This window comes from Methanobacterium sp. (assembly GCA_012838205.1).
GTDB lineage: Archaea > Methanobacteriota > Methanobacteria > Methanobacteriales > Methanobacteriaceae > Methanobacterium.
In genome coordinates this window covers 21,107-36,848 of sequence record DUPR01000046.1, presented here as the reverse complement: position 1 = coordinate 36,848, position 15,742 = coordinate 21,107, and the positions used below count along the sequence as shown (strand labels likewise).

At 36.4% G+C, this 15,742-nt stretch carries 16 protein-coding genes; 7 read left to right on the top strand and 9 right to left on the bottom strand.

Going from position 1 to position 15,742, the window contains the following annotated elements; translation table 11 throughout:
- The 4 genes from gatE to GXZ72_06835 all read left to right on the top strand — a co-directional run bounded on the left by gatE (position 1) and on the right by GXZ72_06835 (position 4,138).
- Entirely contained in the window at positions 1-1,878 is a 1,878-nt protein-coding gene (gene gatE / locus GXZ72_06850) for a Glu-tRNA(Gln) amidotransferase subunit GatE (protein HHT19261.1), read from the top strand.
- A 39-nt stretch (positions 1,879-1,917) separates the two neighbouring features.
- Positions 1,918-2,829 carry a thioredoxin-disulfide reductase gene (gene trxB / locus GXZ72_06845; protein HHT19260.1) on the top strand — a complete coding sequence of 304 codons (912 nt, stop codon included), beginning with the start codon at positions 1,918-1,920 and terminating at the stop codon, positions 2,827-2,829.
- Positions 2,830-2,881: 52 nt separating this feature from the next.
- The gene (locus GXZ72_06840; GenBank protein ID HHT19259.1) at positions 2,882-3,730 is read left to right on the top strand and encodes a TIM barrel protein; all 849 of its coding nucleotides are present in this window, start codon (positions 2,882-2,884) and stop codon (positions 3,728-3,730) included.
- A gap of 195 nt (positions 3,731-3,925) precedes the next feature.
- On the top strand, positions 3,926-4,138 hold the full coding sequence (locus tag GXZ72_06835) for a hypothetical protein (protein HHT19258.1): 213 nt from the start codon (positions 3,926-3,928) through the stop codon (positions 4,136-4,138).
- A gap of 126 nt (positions 4,139-4,264) precedes the next feature.
- On the opposite strand, the gene GXZ72_06830 is transcribed toward GXZ72_06835, so the two are convergent.
- The 4 genes from GXZ72_06830 to hcp form a co-directional block, all read right to left on the bottom strand.
- Positions 4,265-5,044, bottom strand: a complete 780-nt coding sequence (locus GXZ72_06830; GenBank protein ID HHT19257.1) for an ArsR family transcriptional regulator — start codon at positions 5,042-5,044, stop codon at positions 4,265-4,267.
- 48 nt (positions 5,045-5,092) lie between these two features.
- The gene (locus tag GXZ72_06825; protein ID HHT19256.1) at positions 5,093-5,290 is read right to left on the bottom strand and encodes a hypothetical protein; all 198 of its coding nucleotides are present in this window, start codon (positions 5,288-5,290) and stop codon (positions 5,093-5,095) included.
- 21 nt (positions 5,291-5,311) lie between these two features.
- Positions 5,312-5,650: a cupin domain-containing protein gene (locus tag GXZ72_06820; protein ID HHT19255.1), complete on the bottom strand. Its 339-nt coding sequence runs from the start codon at positions 5,648-5,650 to the stop codon at positions 5,312-5,314.
- Between the two features lie 109 nt (positions 5,651-5,759).
- Positions 5,760-7,070, bottom strand: coding sequence for a hydroxylamine reductase (gene hcp, locus GXZ72_06815; protein HHT19254.1), 1,311 nt, complete (start codon positions 7,068-7,070; stop codon positions 5,760-5,762).
- 397 nt (positions 7,071-7,467) lie between these two features.
- Between hcp and GXZ72_06810 the strand changes: the two genes are divergently transcribed.
- From GXZ72_06810 to GXZ72_06800, 3 genes are all read left to right on the top strand, one after another.
- Positions 7,468-8,310 carry a DUF4013 domain-containing protein gene (locus tag GXZ72_06810; GenBank protein ID HHT19253.1) on the top strand — a complete coding sequence of 281 codons (843 nt, stop codon included), beginning with the start codon at positions 7,468-7,470 and terminating at the stop codon, positions 8,308-8,310.
- A gap of 175 nt (positions 8,311-8,485) precedes the next feature.
- On the top strand, positions 8,486-9,607 hold the full coding sequence (locus GXZ72_06805; GenBank protein ID HHT19252.1) for an AAA family ATPase: 1,122 nt from the start codon (positions 8,486-8,488) through the stop codon (positions 9,605-9,607).
- A 375-nt stretch (positions 9,608-9,982) separates the two neighbouring features.
- The gene (locus GXZ72_06800) at positions 9,983-10,726 is read left to right on the top strand and encodes a DUF4013 domain-containing protein (GenBank protein HHT19251.1); all 744 of its coding nucleotides are present in this window, start codon (positions 9,983-9,985) and stop codon (positions 10,724-10,726) included.
- Between the two features lie 93 nt (positions 10,727-10,819).
- Here GXZ72_06800 and GXZ72_06795 read toward each other — a convergent pair whose 3' ends face one another.
- From GXZ72_06795 to GXZ72_06775, 5 genes are all read right to left on the bottom strand, one after another.
- Positions 10,820-12,010 carry a glutamyl-tRNA reductase gene (locus tag GXZ72_06795; protein ID HHT19250.1) on the bottom strand — a complete coding sequence of 397 codons (1,191 nt, stop codon included), beginning with the start codon at positions 12,008-12,010 and terminating at the stop codon, positions 10,820-10,822.
- Positions 12,011-12,109: 99 nt separating this feature from the next.
- Positions 12,110-12,730 (bottom strand): bifunctional precorrin-2 dehydrogenase/sirohydrochlorin ferrochelatase, encoded by a 621-nt coding sequence (locus GXZ72_06790; protein ID HHT19249.1) that lies wholly within the window; start codon positions 12,728-12,730, stop codon positions 12,110-12,112.
- A 16-nt stretch (positions 12,731-12,746) separates the two neighbouring features.
- Positions 12,747-13,223, bottom strand: coding sequence for a methanogenesis marker 9 domain-containing protein (locus GXZ72_06785; protein HHT19248.1), 477 nt, complete (start codon positions 13,221-13,223; stop codon positions 12,747-12,749).
- A 1-nt stretch (position 13,224) separates the two neighbouring features.
- Complete coding sequence (gene atwA, locus GXZ72_06780; GenBank protein ID HHT19247.1) at positions 13,225-14,820, bottom strand: methyl coenzyme M reductase system, component A2; 1,596 nt, start codon at positions 14,818-14,820, stop codon at positions 13,225-13,227.
- A 135-nt stretch (positions 14,821-14,955) separates the two neighbouring features.
- The gene (locus tag GXZ72_06775; GenBank protein HHT19246.1) at positions 14,956-15,672 is read right to left on the bottom strand and encodes a hypothetical protein; all 717 of its coding nucleotides are present in this window, start codon (positions 15,670-15,672) and stop codon (positions 14,956-14,958) included.
- Between the last annotated feature and the right edge of the window lie 70 nt (positions 15,673-15,742).

Sequence of the window (15,742 nt, the reverse complement as noted above, 5' to 3'; positions counted from 1 at the left end):
ATGGATTACAATGAACTGGGTCTCATGATGGGTCTAGAAATACATCAACAGCTCGACACGAAAACAAAACTATTCTGCCCTTGTGAATGTGAATTAACTGATAAAAAACCTGACTACAATGTTTTACGGCATCTCAGGCCGACTCAAAGTGAATTAGGAAAAATTGATCGGGCTGCATTTGAAGAATCTCGACGAAAACTCACATTTATCTACGATGCCTATCCTCAGCACACTTGTCTGGTGGAAACAGATGATGAACCACCGCACCCTCTAAATCAGGAGGCACTGGAAATTGGCCTTGTAATAGCATCACTTTTAAACATGCAAGTAGTGGATGAATTCCATACCATGCGAAAACAAGTGATTGATGGAAGTAACACCGGTGGGTTTCAGAGAACTGGATTAGTGGCTAGTAATGGATATTTGGAAACACCTTATGGTAGGGTAGTTATTGAAAATCTGTGTTTAGAGGAGGACGCTGCGCGTAGGATGGGTCAGAGGAAAGGCAAGGTAGAATTTCGTCTTGATAGGCTGGGCATACCTCTTCTGGAGATAACCACGGATCCATCCATGCGTGAACCTGAACAAGTAAGGGAAGTGGCCTATCAGATCGGTCAGGTATTGCGTAGCACAAAGGTAAAACGTGGATTAGGGACCATTCGCCAAGATTTGAATATATCGATAAGAGATGGAGCTCGAATTGAAATAAAAGGTGTACAAGACTTGGATTCCATGCCATTAATGGTAGAAAATGAGGTTAAACGTCAATTAAAACTTTTAAAAATACGTGAAAAGCTTCAAGAACGTAAAGCTCATGTTGAAGAAGAAATTTATTATTTAGAAGAGATATTTCGCGGAACAGAATCAGATATAATAAAAAATGCCCTTAAAAAGAATGGAAAGGTTTTAGCCATAAAATTAAAAGGGTTCAAGGGATTAATAGGTAAGGAATTACAACCTAACCGTAGGTTTGGAACTGAACTGGCGGGGTATGCGAAAAAAATGGGTGTAGCAGGAATATTCCACACCGATGAACTTCCGGCATATGGTATAACTCAAGCAGATGTGAAGCAAATTAATAAAGTCATGGATATCCGGGAAAATGATGCTTTCATCTTGGTGGCAGATGACGAAGAAAAAGCTAGAAATGCCATGCTAGAAGTGCAAAGACGAGCTAAAATGGCGATAGAAGGTGTTCCTGAAGAAACTAGGAAGGCACTTGATGATGCTAATACTGAATATCTCCGGCCATTACCTACTGCCAGCAGGATGCATGTTGAAACTGATATCCCTTCACAAGTTATATCCAAAAAACTCTTGAATCGTGTACAAGCAAACCTTCCGGAACTTCCTGAAGATAAAAAAGCACGTATTATTGCGGAATATAATTTAAGCGAGGATCTGGCAAGTCAACTAGTCAAGCAAGATAGGGTTCAGCAATTTGAGGAAATTGTGGCAGAATGTTCTGTTGAACCCACTACAGTTGCTTCTGTACTGGCTTACACTCTAAAAGAACTTAAAAGGGAAGGGTTAGACGTTGACAATCTCCACCATAATAATATTTTAGAAACTTTCTATCTCCTCAAACAGGGTAAAATTTCCAAAGAAGCAGTTTCAAACGTTTTAGCCGGAGTTTTAAAGGATAATTCACATCCAGAAGAAGTTGCAAATAATTTGGATTTGATGATGCTTTCAGAAGAGGATGTAGCGAATATAATTAAGAGAATTGTTTCTTCTAATGAGGGCTTAGTTAGGGAAAGGAATATGGGATCCATGGGACCCCTCATGGGGATGGCAATGAAAGAACTTAAGGGTAAAACTGATGGAAAACTGGTAAATAAACTTGTTAAGGAAGAAATAGAGAAATATCTAAAGTGAAGGGTATAAAGTGAAGGGTAGATTGTGGTGAAAGATATGGTGGAAGAATTTGATCTGATTATTGTTGGAGGAGGGCCAGCAGGATTAACTGCCGGAATTTATGCTGGTAGGCAGGGAATGAAAACCATCATACTGGAAATGATGGTTGGTGCTGGTTCTGGGTATATGGTCCCTCTTATGGAGAATTATCCGGGGTTTGATTTGATTTCTGGGAAGGATTTGCTGGAAAAAATGAGAAAACAGGTTGAAAAACGTGTTCCCATAGCGAACATGGAAGAAGTCAAAGAAATTATAAAAAATGATTGGGGGTATGTTACTGTCAAAACCTCTAAAGGCACATATAAAACTAAGTCTGTTATAATATCCACGGGAAGTCGTCACAGAAGACTCAAAGTACCGGGTGAGATAGATTTTGTTGGTCGTGGAGTTTGTTATTGTGCTACTTGTGATGGGCCATTATATTCAGACAAGGATGTTGCGGTAATAGGGGGTGGAAATGCTGCAGTCCAAGAATCAATTTATCTAAAAAGTTTAGGCTGCAAGGTCACAATAGTCCATCGAAGGAACAAATTAAGGGCTGAAAAATATCTTCAGGAAAAATTAGATGAAAATGACATCCCTATTATATGGGATTCCGTAGTTGAACGGATAAACGGAGATAAAAACGTGGATAGTGTAACACTTCGCAACATCAAAACAGAAAAGAGAAATAAACTACATGTAGATGGTATATTTATTGCAATTGGTGAGGAACCCCTTAGTAAAGTTGCACAAAATGCAGGTGTTGAAGTTGATGGCAATGGTTATATCATCACTGACAAATTTCAAAGGACAAATATATCTGGAATGTATGCAGCTGGTGACATCACTGGTGGGATTAAACAATGGGTTGTAGCTTGTGCTGAAGGTGCAGTGGCAGCAATTTCAGCATATAATGATACAATAAACTGAAAACCTATTTCCCAATTCAATTTGTCATTCAACCTATTTATAGAATTTTAACATGAAACAAAATATTTTATTCGGCCCAGCAGGAAATCCAATTGGTTTCAATGGCCAAACTGTTGAAGTATGTGGTTACATTCGTGAATTAGGATTGGACGCTTACGAATACCAAGCCACATACGGAGTACGTATTCAGAAACAATCTGCCCTTAAATTGAAAAAGAATGCTAAAAAAAATGATATTAAGGTTTCAATGCACGCTCCATATTATATCAATTTATCAGCGCAGAAGGACGATGTTTTAGAAAGATCTATTGATAGGCTGGTTCAATCAGCCCGTGCTGCAGAATGGATGGGAGCGTATAGAATTGTTTTTCACCCTGGGTTTTATACAAAATTCACTCCTCAAGAGGCTCTTAATCGATGTAAGTTCGCAATTTCAAAATTAATGGATGATCTTGATTCTCTAGGAATTAAAAATTTCACTTTTGCCCCTGAAACTACCGGAAAAAGGTCACAACTAGGAAATTTAGATGAAATCATAGATATTTGTGATTCATTTGATAATTTTTCACCAACAATTGACTTTGCACATTTACATGCCAGAGGCAGAGGCTGTATTAAAGAATTAGATGATTATTTTAAAATATTAAGGAAATTAGAGGATGTCCTGGTGGATGTTGGTAAAAAAGTTCAACCTCTACATTGCCATTTCACCAAGATCGAGTACACAGATGCCGGTGAGAGAAAACATCATGTTTTGAATGAAACTGAATTTGGCCCACCATTAGACTTATTGTTGGAAACACTTATTGAATGTGGTTGGTATGCTACTATAATTTGTGAAACTCCTTTTCTGGAAAGAGATGCTCTTATAATGAAGCAAAAATACCAAAATTTACTTTAGAATAAATCTGATAATGAATACTATTTTCAAATTTAACAATAAAAAAGGTGACTAATTTATAAATATCTGTTAATATTCCTTTTCATTATTAATTAATTATTGAACATTAAATGAATTATGAGAATCTTTTGATAAAGTATTGATAAAGTATATATTGGTTTAAACAAAATATTACTCGGAATACTGGGTGGTTTAATGGGAGAGCAAGTTGGGTTCAATTTCTTGGATAATGCAGATTGTTCAAGTGATACAGAATTATTAGAGTTTGTTCATGATGTAATCGAAGAAAACGTGTTAATTAATCTCATTAACAAGTTTATCGACGAAGATGCGGACTATTTGAAAGTAAAAGAACGGGAAATTAGATGGTTAGCGGCTAAAGCAAGATTTAGGGCTATTCAAGATTAAATTCAAGATTAATATTCATATTTTGAAGTAGATTTAGTATTCAGTCTATAATTCTGAATTTATATTATGCAGAAGTTATGATCTGTGGACACTGGAAAAATTACATGCTAGATCCATTTTGCATTTTTATTGGATGACAAAACGGCATGCTTTATCTCCCAAGGCATAACATGCAGTTTCCAAAACTTTTACCTTTTCCTGGTTGTATGAACTGAATAATGATTCTAATATTCCGCTATCAAATGCACAGGCAGGTCGTCCTAAATAAGGAAGGCCACTGCATTCGAAACAATCGGTTACACTTATGGTAATTGGTTTTAAACTATGAATCTTTATAGATCCCAAGTTGTGGGTTTTCCAGAATTGAGCAATATTAGAAAGAAAAGTAGACTGATCCGGATCTTTCACTTTTTCGTATAAAGCATCTCCAACTTTTAAACCAGCTTCATAAAGTATTGGATCTATGTCAACTCCTTGATTTAATAGAGAAATCCTCAGGGTGTGGAAGATGAGTCTAAAAAATTCAAAAGGTTCATTTTCACTGGCAATGTACCTCTGGATATAAGCTGAAATATCTTCTTGAAGTTTTTGGCGATGTAATTTTCCAATATACCCTGATTGGATGTAAAATATCTTTTTACGAGCATCTTCAGGGTCAACACGGGAGTTAATTATCCCATCACGGCTCATTGCTTTAAGATGACTTGATACAGTGGATTTTGCACGGCCTGAAAGCTTCACAATTTCATCAAAGCTCAAATCACCATTTCTCAACATTGATAGGATTTTCACTCTAACAGGGCTTTTAATAGCCAACACACCTTCAGGAGTTGCAAAAAGTTCTATTTGGCTGTTATCTGGTGGTTTTGAAGGTTTTATTTCGTTTTCTTTCACATTATTTACCATTTTTTTAATCCTTGTGGAGATTTTTCAGGTATTGCAGATTAGCTGTAATTATTGGCCTCTTTCGCAACGAAAGCACGTGTCGGTCTTTCTATCAGTTTTAAAAGTCTTACCGCATTTTTTACAAGTAACATCGCGTAAAGATGACTTTTTATCAATTATTTCAAGGGCACAGGAACATTTCCAACCCATTTTCCCTTTCAATGCTTGTTCAAATGCTTTATCCTCATCAATAACTTTTTTCGACAATTTATCATCTCTTTTAAAGTTTTATAATAATCTGGTATTTTCAGTGGGTCTAGGTACTTTAACAACCAAGAATCGAAGTGTTTGATCGCTCTCATTATACCAGCAGTGAGGTATACGGGCAGGACTATCAATTAGTGTATCTCTAGTGACCTGTTTCTTCTCATCACCTATCTCAACAATGCCAACACCTTCTAAAACATAGAAAAATACATCGACAGGGGTGATGTGTTTTTTGAGAGATTCTCCTGGCTCAAGTTTGATATGAACAGCTTGTGCATTTTCGGTATCGTACAATTTTCGTACATCTACCTTGTGTGGAGTGTCTGCGATTGGGGTTTCATCTTTTTTTACTACTTTCATTTGATACATCCCTTTATTGTTTAGTTACTAATTTAATCAATTATGATGTAACTATTCCCCTAAAATTTAAAATCCTGAATTAAGAAAAAGTGGAAATAGGGTAACATAATTACCCCATGATGGCTTTTATATCTTCTTCTGGATCTCCAATTGGCGTTAAACCATACTTTTCTACTAAAACATTAAGAATATCGTCATTTGCCCAGCCAGGTATTATTGGTCCGATATACATGTTTTTAATGTCTAGTGCGAGCAAACTCCATAGTATTGCCACTGCTTTTTGCTCCATCCAGCTTAAAACCAAGGTTAATGGCAATTCATTGAGTTCAACACCGAATAGTTCAGTTAAAGCTACAGCAATATCTACGGCGACTATGGCATCATTACATTGTCCTAGATCAATTAAGCGGGGTACTCCTTCAATGTCTCCTAGATCCAAATCATTGAATCGGTATTTTCCGCAAGCAAGAGTGAGTACCACAGCTTCTTGTGGGAGTTTTTCAACGAATTCTCTGTAGTATTTGGCTTGTGGTTTCGGAGAGTCACATCCTCCAACCAAGATAAATTGTTTTATTTTTCCAGCTTCTACCAATTCTTTGATTTTAGGTGCAAGAGATAGGACTGTGGAGGCCCCAAATCCAGTTGTTAATACAGTATCACGGGGTTCATCATCCAATTCTGGCAATTCTAGTGCTTTTTCAATTACAGGGGTGAAATCGTTGTCGTCTATGTGTTGAACTCCGGGTAACTGAGCTACACCACTGGTGAACATTCTTTCTTTGTATTCATCTTTTGGTAAGAGTACACAGTTGGAAGTTCCCAGAATAGCTACAGGATATTTGGAAAAGGTCTGTTTTTGGTCAAACCATGGTCCTCCCAGTTGTCCTACTAAGTGTTTGTATTTTTTAAGTCCGGGATATCCATGGGCTGGTAACATTTCCGAGTGAGTGTATACATTGATACCTTTTCCTTCAGTCTGTTTCAAGAGATCTTCTAAGTTTTTGAGGCTGTGTCCGGTCACCACAATTCCAGGACCTTTAATTGATCCTACTGGTACTTCAGTTGGTTCTGGTTCGCCGTAAGTTTCGATGTGAGCTTTTTTTAGAAGTTGCATAGTTTTGATATTCATTCGTCCTGCTTCCAAGGCTAGTTCAACCAGGTCCTCAGCGTTGAAGTTAACGTTGGTCAGTGTAGAGAAGAAACCTTTCTCTAGGAAGGCATCTACCTCATCATCAGTATATCCTAACTCACGGGCGTGGTATAAATAGGCTGATATTCCCTTTATGGCGAATAACAAGTTGTCTTGTAGCCTAGCCACTGTGGGTTGTTTTCCACATACTCCTACAATAGTACAACCAGTTTCACGTGCTGTTTGCGAGCACTGGTAACAAAACATGTCTAATGCTTCTTTTTTATCCATTTTATCTCCTCCTTGGTCATCTTCTTTAAATACTCCTGGTTTTTTAATTAAATCAACAAATCCCATATTATTTCCTCCAATTTGGAACAAGTTTATTCATTTTTTGGGGTTTTCGTATATGCTAAATTTGTTTTACAAATGCCGAATAGTTCTGCATATATCGAATGTTCTATTGTAGTAGAACAAAATATTTAAAGGTTTTGGTATCCTTTTCACTATAAAAAAATTGGCCAATATCTGGGTGAATATCCATTTGATTAACGATAAAAGATTGAATAAATCTTGAATATTCTTTAAAAAAGTTAAAATCATTGTTATTATAAGGATTATCTCTGGAACTCGGTCAAATTTACAAATTTTTAAATATAATTATTTTTCTAATATTTTCAGTGATTATATGGCTATAAAGGAAATAGTTATTGATTCTTTGAAATATCCGCTTTCAGACTGGAAGAAAATTTTGACATTGGGAATTATTATATTTGCAATTAGTCTTGCAAGAAGCAGTGATTATTTGGGGGTAACAAATGTTGTAATTTACCGATTATTTATCATTGCAGGGTTTATTATAGGATTTTTTGTCAACGGGTATTTATTTAGAATTTTAAAATCATCTTTAGATGATGTGAACGAACTACCAAAATTTGACAATTGGATTGAAATGTTACGAGATGGTTTAAAGATTTACTTGGTAGCATTAGTCTACATCCTCCCTGCTATCTTAATTTTGCTTCATTCAATGTTTTTAATGACCTCGTCATTTCCAGAAGTTCTTTCTATGTATGGCATAGATTTTAATTCATTAATTATAGATAATATTATACAGTCACAAGTAGGGGAGTTTTTCCTTTTTTCTGCTGGTAGTTTATCTTTTATTTCTAGTTTTATGCCTATCTATTCTACTGCGGGAATTATATATTTGGTTGTAATAGTTCCCCTGTTTTTAATGGCATTAGCAAATATGGCAGACTACGATGGCGATCTGTTCTCAGCATTCCAATTCAGTGAAATTATAGGTGAAATAAATTATATCGGATGGGGTAACCTAATAAAATGGTATTTGACAGTATTTTTTATCTTCAATTTGTTGTTTGCCGTGCCCGCTTTGATTCGGTTTTTAAGCCATTTTAATAGGGAATTAGGGGGATTTATTGTGTGGGGATTGTCTTCCTTGATTTGGTTACCCTATTTATACATATTCTTTATCAGATCGGTGGCGTTGATCTATCTATCAGAATAGCATCTTAAAGATAATCATTCCTTTTTTCCCTGACAATAGATCAAGAATTATATATATTTAACAAAAAGCTCTTTAATAACCTACATCAAATATAATTTTAACATGAATTTAGTTTTTATACTTCCCCGCTTTAGTCAAATTTTTATTAGAATCAATAAAATTTTAATGTGATATTTTGAAACACAATAACATTACTAATGATCCTATTGTATCCGAGAAAAAGACTTCCGCTGGTCTTGAGGACTCTGGAAAAGAAACAAAGATGGTTGTACTCCAATCCATTGGATACCCATTTTTGTGTAACTTGGTGGAGAATCCAAAAATAGAAATATTTGACAATGAACTTTTTGAGTTATACGCCCGAGAACAATGGGTCGGGTACAAGGTCAAGGAAGGATCATTCCTTTTTGACCAAAAATTATTACCAGATTTTGCTTTTAAAGTGATAAAAGCCCATCCCGATGACTCAAGGATAACCAAAAACACCTCCATCCTCCTCATGGAGGTGGAAGAGGTTCGGGAAATTAAAAAAATTGAGAGCAACCTCAAAATCACTGATGTTATAGGTCAGGAAAGAGCCAAAACCAAGTGCAAAATCATAACACGATACTTACAGGAACCAGAGAGTTTTCAGGAATGGGCACCTAACAATGTTTTATTCCATGGAACACCAGGTACAGGAAAAACAATGCTGGCAAAATCTTTGTCTAATGAGCTTCAAGTACCTCTTTTCCTGGTTAAGGCCACAAGTCTCATAGGGGAACACGTGGGGGATGGAGCACGCCAAATACACGAACTTTTCGAGGCTGCAGTTGCTTGCTCACCCTCAGTTATTTTCATAGATGAGATAGATGCCATCGGCCTCGACCGCCGGTATCAGTCCCTCAGGGGAGATGTTTCCGAAGTGGTGAATGCTCTTTTGACTGAGATGGATGGTATCAACCCTAACTTGGGGGTGGTAACGATTGGAGCCACTAATAATCCTCAATTGTTGGATTATGCTCTCAGAAGTAGATTTGAAGAGGAAATTGAATTTGTTCTTCCTGATAAAAATGAAAGAAGACAAATCCTTGAAATGTACGTTAATTCCATGCCCTTACCAGTTGACCAAGATCTTGGAAAACTAGCACATCTTTCCAGGGGAATGTCTGGTAGGGACATTAAAGACCGCTTACTGAAGGTAGCCCTCCACAAAGCCATCTCTGAAGATAAGGATGTTGTAACTATGGAAGACTTCCATTACGCTCTGAAACATTACAAAAAAGAAACTAATGAACCAAAGGGCATGTTTGCCTGATAGTTACATGAGCTCTTTTTATTTTAATAATTTCAAAAATGCATGGGAAATGGTTTTCCCATTTAACATGCTGCTGATAAACGTGTTGAAATTGCCATTTTTGAACTATATTAGATTTTCAGGTTTTTTTCAATGTGGCAGATTATTACTTCTGTTGGAATTCTTTTCCTAGATTGTATTCTCCACCACGGGGGTGAAGGGTCTGATGTAAAGAATAATTTAGGATAACTCTTAATTTTACAAAATGTATTGGTTTTCTGGGTCTAGATTAAATTAGATGATTATTAGATATTGTATGAATAGGGATATCTTTTAGTTACTAAGAATAATCTAAGCATGATGATTTTTTCATCAGCATTTTAAACTAAGGAATGGATTTTAATGAAGGGAAAAATGTCCAATGCTTTGCGCTACACTATCGCAAACTGGCAAAATATTCTTATATTGGGACTAATTATTTTTTTAACTGATCATTTGATTGATTTCGACATCCCATCAATAATAAAAGGAATAAATGATATCATAATTCTTATTGTTGTGGTTTTTTTATCGTTCATGGAGATAGGCTATGGTTTTCGTATTGTGGAAGAAACAGTCCAGGGTTCCAGCAAGCCCCCCAGTTTTCATAATCCATTGGATCTGTTCTGGCATGGGGTGAAGGAGAGTGTGATCTTACTCCTATATTTTATAGTGCCTCTGATTCTGGTTGTAATTGGAGTTTCAGAGTTTGAATACCTTTTAAATCTAGATTTAGGCCCTATAATTATGCAATATGCTTTATTATTTGTGATTATATTCTTTTTAGCCTTTAACATCATGTTTCAGGGGGCAGTTTTGAACATGGCCCACCATCATGGGCGTATACTTTCTGCTTTTGACTTTTCAATGGTATTCCGAAAAATACGATTGGTGGGACTGAAAAACATGCTATTGGTATCATTTATCACGGTTTTTGTCCTTTATATAATTCAACAAGTTGTTTTTGACACCATGCATGAATTGCCCTATATTGGCTCATCATTAGGAGATATTATTTCCACGGTTTTTTTTGCTCCTTTCCTAATGATATTCACCACACGTTTATTGGGACTGATTGATGTTTCAGATGGCATAGATTAATTATAATTTCCGAAAATATTTTTTGAGATGTTAAATTATAAAATAAATTTGACTATAAAAAATAGTTAATTTGATATCAAAATGATATTTATTTCATTTTTTTTTAAAAAGGAACTCAGCAGACTTTAGTACTTCTTCATTATCATTTTCTGCTGCTTCTTTAAGATTACTGATTATGTCTGAAAATACACGGTCAACCACAACTTTGGTAAGATCATCCACAATCCTTTCTTTACCCTCAATATCTCCCATCATGCGGCAAGCCTTCTCTGTTTCCCGAATTCGAATGTTTTCAGCTTGTGATCGTATATTAGCTATGATGGGCTCTACTTTAAGGTGCCTTAAAGATTTTTCCAAAAGTTCTAATTCTTCAGCAATTATGTTTTCAGCTTTTTTTGCCTTAGATTTACGCATCTTTTTGTTTTTGTCTGCTATTCCCCTTAAATCATCTATATTATATAGTTTAACTCCTAATTTTGCAATGTCTTCTTCAATATCTCGTGGGTTAGCAATATCTACCATAACCATTTTTTTCAAGTTTTCGGGATTGATTGCAAGTTTTACTTTTTCAGTGGTGAGTATGGTATGGGGGGCTCCAGTAGCACTTATAACCACATCTGCATCGGACATTGCCTTGGACAGGCGATCAAAATGTATAGCACTCCCTCCCAATTCTTTGGCTAGGCAAACGGCCCGATCATATGTTCGATTAGCAACTACAATGGCTTTAAGGTGTTTTTCCACCAGGGCCTTGGCTACTAGTGTTCCCATCTTACCGGCCCCTATAACTAATACTTTTTTACATTTTAGATCACCAAGAACTGATTCGGCTAGATCCACAGCAGCTGAACCTATAGAAACAGATCCTTGATTAATTTGTGTTTTTTTACGCACTGCCTGTCCAACATGTATGGCTTTCGTAAATACTGTGCCTAAAACAGGGCCGCAAGACATCTTTTTAACACTGGTTTTATAGGCATCTTTCAACTGGCCTAATATCTGATCTTCACCAATTATCATAGATTCTAATCCACAAGAAAGCTTAAGAACATGTTCCAAGGCTTTTTCATTCTTTTCAACTACCAAGCCATCCCAATGATAGTTTAGGGGGGAATCATCCATTACAAGGTAAATTTCAGCACGGTTACAAGTTTTTATCTGAACATGTTCTTGTATCTCATGATCTTCTTGGATTTTGGTGAAAATTTCATCCATTTTCATGGTAGACTCTTCAATTTTACCAATATCTGCTGTTTTATGATCGATTCTGATATTTAGAATCATTGTGTTCCTCCAGATCATGGATAGGATCTATTAATAATTTTATTTTAATTAATATTAAGTAGTTTAAATAGGATTTAATTTTTTTTTAGATTTTATTATTTAATTCAGATTTTCTAGAATTTGAGTAACGTAATCATGTGCTTCGTCTACTTCACCATTATCTAAAAATTCATTTATCTTCTTATCATTTAAGATTTGGTATAAATAATCGCGGCGTTTTTTTTGATCTGTTACTTTTTTTTTCAATAATTGGCGGGTGAAATGTTGCAGTTCAAGTTGAAAAATGTCTTTATTTTTAACAATAGACTCAATGCGTTTTCTCAGCTCTTTAGCCATCAGCGGGCTTTTACCTTGGGTGAAAATTGAAAATTGAACATCACCTATGGAAAATACGGATGGAACAATTAGATTTCCGTGTTCAGGATAGTCTGCTCTGTTTATTAATTTATCTTTAGATAAAAAAGTAGCTTTTTGATTTAATTGGGAATCTGAACTGGCCACTACCATTAGATCTGCCCACTCTACCCATTTTTTAAGCTCTTTCCGGGATTTGTAGAGGGCTCCCATTTTTTTTAACTCATCTGAAGTGTGTCTGGATATAATAATCACGTTTGCTCCTGAACTGAGGAAACGCTGTGCTCTTCTTTGACCTACTTCTCCTGATCCTACTACTAACACGTTTTTATCTTGCAGATCTAAGTAGAGGGGAGTCCATCCCATCTTGATACTCTCCCTCTTATAACTCCAAATTTTTCATTCTTATGATTTTAATGGCAGTTTTAATATCATTTCCGCACTCAGAGAGAACTTGAGCTGCTTCATCTAGAGACACATTAAAGGTTTCAGAAAGGGCTTTGATATCGGCTTCATTATTTACAGGGTCATGTCCAACTAATTCCTGTGATAATTGGTGTTTTAAATTCATGTATTCGTCGGTTGTCATTTCTATCCTGCGCAATACCATATCTCTGAGTGGGCATGGTTTGGAGGGTTTACAACACCAAACCAATGATCCGAAACAAGTTCCTTCACCCTCTCCGAGGCGTGTTTTTTTTCCAAAATTCTCTTTTATTTCAACATATTCTTGTGCACTAATTCCTGCATCTTCAAGAGCAAGTGTTATGGGGCATGGCTTTACTGGAGGACAGCAGAATGTCATTGCTCTTTTATCTCCCCCTCGGCATACATGTGATGGCGCATCTTCCCATACCATCTTATTCCTCCTTTAACATTCTTTCTTTTTCAGAGGGGGTTAAATCTTCCACAATATCTGCAGGTAATCCTATTTTAAGGATTTTTCCACCTCTCATGAGGGCAGCACGGTCACATACGTCCAGAACAAAGTCCATATCGTGGCTGATGATGAGGAAAGTTTGATTTAATTCATCTCGAGCTCCATGGATAGAATCAGTAACTTGTACTCTGGTTATAGGATCCATAGTGCCGGTTGGCTCATCTAATATGACTATGTTCGGTTCTTTAATGAGAACTTGGGCTAATGCAACTCTGTGACGTTCTCCACCACTCAGTTCGTCGGGATATTTGGTTATTATTTTTTCAGCATAGTTCTCATCGAAGCCAACTGCGTGAAGTACGTACAAAGCTTTCATTTTGGCAAATTCAGCAGGTAGTTCCAGACTGATTGCTTCAGTGAGGTTACCCAGAACGTTTCGGTGAGGGTAGAGACTATATTCTTGGTGCAAGATTCCCAAATATGGCTTCACACGACCTCTGCCAAATATTCCTTTTTCGGTCATGTCTATCCAGTTATCTCCTAATTTAACCTCTATCTGGCCACTGCTAGGATCGGTTAGGCCGTAAAGGATACGAGAAAGTGTAGTTTTTCCTGCACCGGAAAGTCCTACTATTCCAAATATCTCTCCTTCATCTACTGTGAGATCAATACCATCCACTGCTTTGATAACTCCTCTTTCAATGGAGTAGTAATGTTTTTTTACTCCTTCCATTTGAATTATGGGACCACCTGTTTCGAATTCTTCTTTCTTTTCAGGGAGAGGAACTTGATCTAAGAAGCTTTGAACCACTTTTTCTGGATTTCCTTCCTCCATCACCTCTCCATTTTCCAACCAAACCACATAATCAGATATCTGACGCATAACTTCTGGCCAGTGTGAGGTGATTACCATGGTAGTGTGTTTATCCTTCACACCCTCAATTAACGCTTTGTGGATTAATTCCGCAGTTTGGGGGTCTAGAGTACCGGTGGGTTCGTCAGCTAGAAATAGCATAGGTTCTTTGGCAATTTGTCGGGCTAGAACAACTCTTTGTTTTTCTCCACCTGATAGATCACGGGCAATATGGGTAATTCTGTGAGTCATCTGAGCCAGATCTAAAAGGTCAATGGCCATGTATGTGCTTTCTTCTTCAGTGTGCCCAGTTATGGACTTTATAACATTATCAATTACAGTGTCATCTTCGTACAAAGCAAAAGTCCTCTGCAACATAATGGATATGCGCCTTTTAATAGCTGCAAAAAGTTTTCGATCCGCATTCCAGAAATCAACTCTCTGAGATTCGAATTTGGTTCCGCATCCACAAACTTTATCTGACATTGAAGGTGGTTCTACCCTTAAACAATATGGACAAACAGCAAGATTGTATATAATTTCACCTTCAGTTGGACGATAATCCTTCATGCCCCTCAGCATATTAAGGAGAACAGATTTACCAGAGCCACTTCTTCCCAGAACACCCAGGACTTGTCCTTCTTCTATGGTTATATTCAGGTTTTTAAGGGCATTTGCTCCGTTAAAGGTTTTGGTGACGTTTTTTAGTTCTATGAAAGACATTTAACCACCTATGTTTAATAATTAAATTCATGAGTTATTTTTATTAAATATTTCTTTTGGTTCTTATATTTTGATCATTGTTCTTTATTTTATATGATTTTATATTAAAAATTTTATATTGGAAATCTTGACTTCCTATATTTTGGATAGATCAAAAGGCAATGTTCCATTAATAGCAGCCCGAGCAATGGATATTCCATCAGCACCTGAGGATAACATCTTTCTTGCAGATTCAATATCCTTTATTGAATTGTTACCAATAATGAATAGCGTAGTTGCATCACGAATATTTTTGACTAAATCATAATCTGCAGTGTCAAAACCAGGGCTCATAGCATCTACATGCAAGTAATCTACATTAGTTTTTTCAATTGTTTTTACTATAGTAATATCATCAACTTCTGGAACATTGGCCCTGATCTTAACTGAAACTTGACTCTTGGCTTTTCGAACCACTTCTTTAGTGAAATTTTCCAAAAAAACTGTCCTTTTTAATAGTTCTTGCCCACACCCTAGTTTTGTTATTTCTGGTTGTCTACAGTGGGCATTAATTTCCACCACATCCACATTTTTAAGCTTGGATATCGCAATGATTGGTTCAGGAGTAATTGAACGAAGGTTAACTGAGATTAGGCCATTCCAAAAATCTTGATCTTTGATTAATTTGGTTTGTTTGTCAATGTGCTCAACTAGTTCTTCTTCGTTAATGTCAAATTCAGGCCTTCCGCGTGAGAGAATTTCTCGACCTGCACGTACAGTGGGGGGGTCTGCGTTATAACCACCTAAAGTTATCATGTCAAAACCATGATTTAACAAGCCTCTGCAGAATGTCCCATCAGTAATGCCGGCCATGGGAGCTAAGACTTTAATTTAATTCAACTCCACTTAAATAAATTCAATAATTTATCAGTAAATTAAAAAT

Excerpts from the sequence above, each read along its gene's own strand:
- gatE (HHT19261.1), top strand. The coding sequence starts at position 1 with ATGGATTACAATGAACTGGGTCTCATGATGGGTCTAGAAATACATCAA.
- GXZ72_06840 (HHT19259.1), top strand. The coding sequence starts at position 2,882 with ATGAAACAAAATATTTTATTCGGCCCAGCAGGAAATCCAATTGGTTTC.
- GXZ72_06835 (HHT19258.1), top strand. The coding sequence starts at position 3,926 with ATGGGAGAGCAAGTTGGGTTCAATTTCTTGGATAATGCAGATTGTTCA.
- GXZ72_06830 (HHT19257.1), bottom strand. The coding sequence starts at position 5,044 with ATGGTAAATAATGTGAAAGAAAACGAAATAAAACCTTCAAAACCACCA.
- GXZ72_06820 (HHT19255.1), bottom strand. The coding sequence starts at position 5,650 with ATGAAAGTAGTAAAAAAAGATGAAACCCCAATCGCAGACACTCCACAC.
- hcp (HHT19254.1), bottom strand. The coding sequence starts at position 7,070 with ATGGATAAAAAAGAAGCATTAGACATGTTTTGTTACCAGTGCTCGCAA.
- GXZ72_06810 (HHT19253.1), top strand. The coding sequence starts at position 7,468 with ATGGCTATAAAGGAAATAGTTATTGATTCTTTGAAATATCCGCTTTCA.
- GXZ72_06795 (HHT19250.1), bottom strand. The coding sequence starts at position 12,010 with ATGATTCTAAATATCAGAATCGATCATAAAACAGCAGATATTGGTAAA.
- GXZ72_06790 (HHT19249.1), bottom strand. The coding sequence starts at position 12,730 with ATGGGATGGACTCCCCTCTACTTAGATCTGCAAGATAAAAACGTGTTA.
- GXZ72_06785 (HHT19248.1), bottom strand. The coding sequence starts at position 13,223 with ATGGTATGGGAAGATGCGCCATCACATGTATGCCGAGGGGGAGATAAA.
- atwA (HHT19247.1), bottom strand. The coding sequence starts at position 14,820 with ATGTCTTTCATAGAACTAAAAAACGTCACCAAAACCTTTAACGGAGCA.
- GXZ72_06775 (HHT19246.1), bottom strand. The coding sequence starts at position 15,672 with ATGGCCGGCATTACTGATGGGACATTCTGCAGAGGCTTGTTAAATCAT.